This window comes from Clostridium estertheticum, assembly GCF_018861295.1.
GTDB classification, from domain to species: domain Bacteria; phylum Bacillota; class Clostridia; order Clostridiales; family Clostridiaceae; genus Clostridium_AD; species Clostridium_AD estertheticum_D.
Genome location: NZ_JAHLDM010000062.1, coordinates 1 through 3,932 on the forward strand (window position 1 = coordinate 1; position 3,932 = coordinate 3,932).

The window sequence follows — 3,932 nt, forward strand, 5'->3', positions numbered from 1 at the left end:
AATATTACTTTTACTAAAGTAATTGACTGGTTAAAATAAAATATTATTTCATTTCTTTACCTATTTCTCTGTTTAATTTTCAAAGACCAATGTGCCACTCGTATGTGACGACAAGGAGTATTCTATCATATTTATAGATCCACATTTTTATAAAATAGATGTTCTAGTTATATTATCTTCATATTTCTACATATATATCTATATAGTTCAATATTGCGCATTACGATACGCATGGATAAGTAATTCTAATATTGGCATTATTGCTAGAATGCATGCTTTGTTTAATATCATAGTTTTCTTACTACATCTATTACTTCATAGTTTGTTGAAATTTTCCAAAATTAGTAGTATCATGAATAACACTGTGTGAAATAATAAAAATAATAAAATTTTAATTACTAGGGGGAAACAACATGAAGAGATTAAGAATTTTTTGTAGCGCACTTACTGTTATGTGCTTTATTGGAACATTAGCTAATCCTATTATTTCTGTAAGTGCAAAAACAACTGTTACAAAAGTAGCACCAGCTAAAACTGTTACTAAACAAATTGGAGAAAACTATAATGTCGGTCAGATTTATCATGGCTTTAAGCTTATTGAAGATGGTCAATTAAAAGATTATAATGCTGTAGGCAGAATATTTGAGCATGTAAAAAGTGGTGCTAGACTTGTTCAGTTTAAAAACGCTGACCCAAATAAATACTTTGCAGTAACTTTCAGAACACCTACTGACGATAATACTGGTAAACCTCACATATTAGAGCATTCACTTTTAATGGGTGGTTCTAATAAATATCCTATTAAACAATTGCTTACGTATTTTTTAAATGGTTCTCTTGCCAACGAAATGAATGGATATACACAAGCTGATAGAACCTTCTATCCATTTGCTACAGTAAATGAACAGGAGTTTAATAACCTAATGGATGTTTATCTTGATATGGTTTATAATCCAAGGGTTCAATCCTTAGAAAACATTTTTAAAGAAGAAGCTTGGCACCATGAAATAACTGATTCGAAAAGTCCAATTGAAGATACAGGTGTTGTACTTAATGAAATGAAAGGTGCATCGAGTTCACCTGAGCAACAACTAATTACAGCAATTAATAGGAGTTTACTGCCTAATACAACTTACAATTTTAATTCTGGTGGAGATCCAAAGCATATAACTGACTTGTCATATAAAGAGCTTGTTGATTATTATAAAAAATATTATAATCCATCAAACAGTTTTATATTCATATATGGTGATACACCTTTAGATGATAAATTAAAACATATTGATGAAAGCTTTCTAAGCAAATCTACTAAAAAGCCTATTGACTCAAAAATAGTTAAACAAAATTCATTTACCGAAAGGAAATATAGTGAAACTGAATACGGAATTCCAAAAGAACAACCAGCAGATAATAAAGACTATCTTGCATTAAACTTTGTTACTGATAATTCTTCTGATCTTGAACAATTAGCAGGTACTACTTTATTCACATCGTTAGTTTTAAATAATGAAAACTCAATTTTGCATAAAAACCTAAGGGATGCTGGTTTTAAAAATATAAGTGCCTTTTCACTTCCTGGACAAGCACAATCTATTACAACAATCCTGGCATCTAACACAAATAGGAAACAAAAAGAATTATTCGAAAAAACAGTTATGAATTCATTAAAAGAAATATCAAAACAAGGTATAGATAAAGATTTATTAGCTTCTACCTTAAGTAGCTTTGACTTATCTGAGAAACTTGGCAAATCCTACACCAAAGATACTGGAAAATCATTATATGATCTTGCTAGTATGGGTTTTGCTTATGATACAAATATGTTAGCCCCTTTTAAATCTAATGATGCATTCATGGAAAAATTTAAAAACGCTTCAAAAACTCATTATTTTGAAAAACTTATTGAGGATAAATTTGTAAACAATAAATTCAGCTCTTTAGTAACATTTAAAGCTGTACCTGGTTTAAATGATAAAGAAAAAGAAGCAGAAGTGAAAAAATTAGCTGATTATAAATCATCTTTGAGTAAAGAAGCTTTAAATGCATTAATTAAATCAAACGTTGAATTAAAAGAGTGGCAATCAACACCAGAATCACCTGAAGTATTAGCAAAGCTTCCACTGATTAACGTTGATACACTAACTCCTAAAGTCACTAAAACACCACTTGAAATAAAACGTGTAAATGGAGTTAAAATGCTTTTTCATCCGATGTCTACTAACGGAACAAACAATTTATCATTATACTTTGATACAACATCAGTTAAGCAGAATCAAATTCCTTATATAAAATTATTATCCTCACTACTTGGTAGTATGGATACAAAAACTCACACTCAAGATGAATTAACAAAATTAAGTGCAAAATATACAAATGGACTTAGTACTTCAGCATATGCGGCTCCTTCAATTAATCATAAAAACACTTATACTCCGACCTTACAAGTGAGTGCAACTTCTTTAAACGAAAATACACCAAATGTAACAAAATTAATGTTGGAAGTCATTAAGGATACTAAAATAAATGACAAAGAAAAATTAAAATTAATAGTAAATAGTATTAAGACCAACTTAGATTCTTCAATTGCAAATGCTCCTCTACAATTAGCACTTAATAAGAATTCAAGTAATAATAGTGCATATTCTGCATACATGAATAATTTAGCAGGTATAGAATACTATAATTTCATTAGTGATCTTAGTAAAAATTTTGATAAAAAATATGATGAACTAGTTAAAAATCTTACAGAGGTTTCAAAAACTATTTTCAATAAAAATAATTTAACTTTAAGTGTTACTGTTGAAGATAAGGAATTTAGCAAGTTCCAAACTAATTTGACAAACATTATTAGTAATATTCCTTCTGATAAATTAACTACTCAGAATTATAAATTTAAATTTAGCGACAAAAAAGAAGCATATACAATTGAATCTCCTATTAATTATAACATTCAATCTTTTAACTACAAAGATTTAGGGTACAATGTTAAAGGAAGTCTCCAAGTATTGTCTCCTCTTGTAAATTCATTCTTATGGGATACTTTAAGAGTTAAAGGTGGAGCATATGGTGCTTATCTATCAGCTGATGAAACTGGAGAAATGACTATATTTACTTATAGAGACCCTAGAATTAAGGAATCTTTCCAAGATATAAAAACGATACCTGAATTTTTAGAAAATGCTGATAAAATATCACCAATGCAATTAAATCAATATAAACTAGATGCTTTAAAAAGTTACTATATACCAAACTCAATATATGAAAAAGCTTCTAAATCTGATATGTTATATTTTAGTGGGGTAAGCGATGATTATCGTCAAAATTGTATAGATGAAATTCTAAATACAACTTCTGGTGACCTCAAATCTTATTCTGAAATATTTCAAGATGGATTAAAAGAAAATAAAATCACAACTATTGGTAATAGCAAAACAATAGAAGCTAATAAAGAGTTATTTGATAGTATTGAACCACTAGTAAAATAATTAAAAGTGGCTATGAAATTTAAAATGTACCCCGTAGAGTAGATAATTAATAAAGTCACTCTATGAGGTACATTTTATTTACGCAAAACAAAAAACACTAAGTTATAACTTAGTGTTTTTTTATTACCTGGCGACAACCTACTCTTCCACAAGGTTACCCCTGCAGTACCATGGTTGCATTGAAGCTTAACCGACCTGTTCGGTATGGGTACGGGAGTTACCTTCAGACCATAATCACCAGATGAGAATATAAATATTCTCTGAAAATTGAGATTCATTTAAATTTGGACAAAATAAAAACACTAAGTAAACTTAGTGTTTTTTTATTACCTGGCGACAACCTACTCTTCCACAAAGTCACCCCTGCAGTACCATCGGCGCATTGAAGCTTAACCTTCGTGTTCGGTATGGGAACGGGTGTTACCTTCAGGCCATAATCACCAGATG

Annotated in this window: 1 protein-coding gene and 2 rRNA genes; 1 reads left to right on the forward strand and 2 read right to left on the reverse strand. The window is 29.5% G+C overall.

Annotation, left to right across the window (positions count from 1 at the left end):
* The first annotated feature begins 413 nt into the window (after window positions 1-413).
* A complete protein-coding gene (locus KPL54_RS25505) occupies window positions 414-3,485 on the forward strand; it encodes an insulinase family protein (protein WP_216109288.1) in 3,072 nt (1,023 codons plus the stop codon).
* A gap of 125 nt (window positions 3,486-3,610) precedes the next feature.
* On the opposite strand, the gene rrf (KPL54_RS25510) is transcribed toward KPL54_RS25505, so the two are convergent.
* Both rrf (KPL54_RS25510) and rrf (KPL54_RS25515) read right to left on the reverse strand, forming a co-directional pair.
* Window positions 3,611-3,727, reverse strand: a 5S ribosomal RNA gene (rrf, locus tag KPL54_RS25510).
* Between the two features lie 86 nt (window positions 3,728-3,813).
* Window positions 3,814-3,930, reverse strand: a 5S ribosomal RNA gene (gene rrf / locus KPL54_RS25515).
* Between the last annotated feature and the right edge of the window lie 2 nt (window positions 3,931-3,932).

Bases quoted from the DNA above. Each gene is read 5' to 3' on its own strand.
- KPL54_RS25505 (WP_216109288.1), top strand. From the start codon at position 414: ATGAAGAGATTAAGAATTTTTTGTAGCGCACTTACTGTTATGTGCTTT.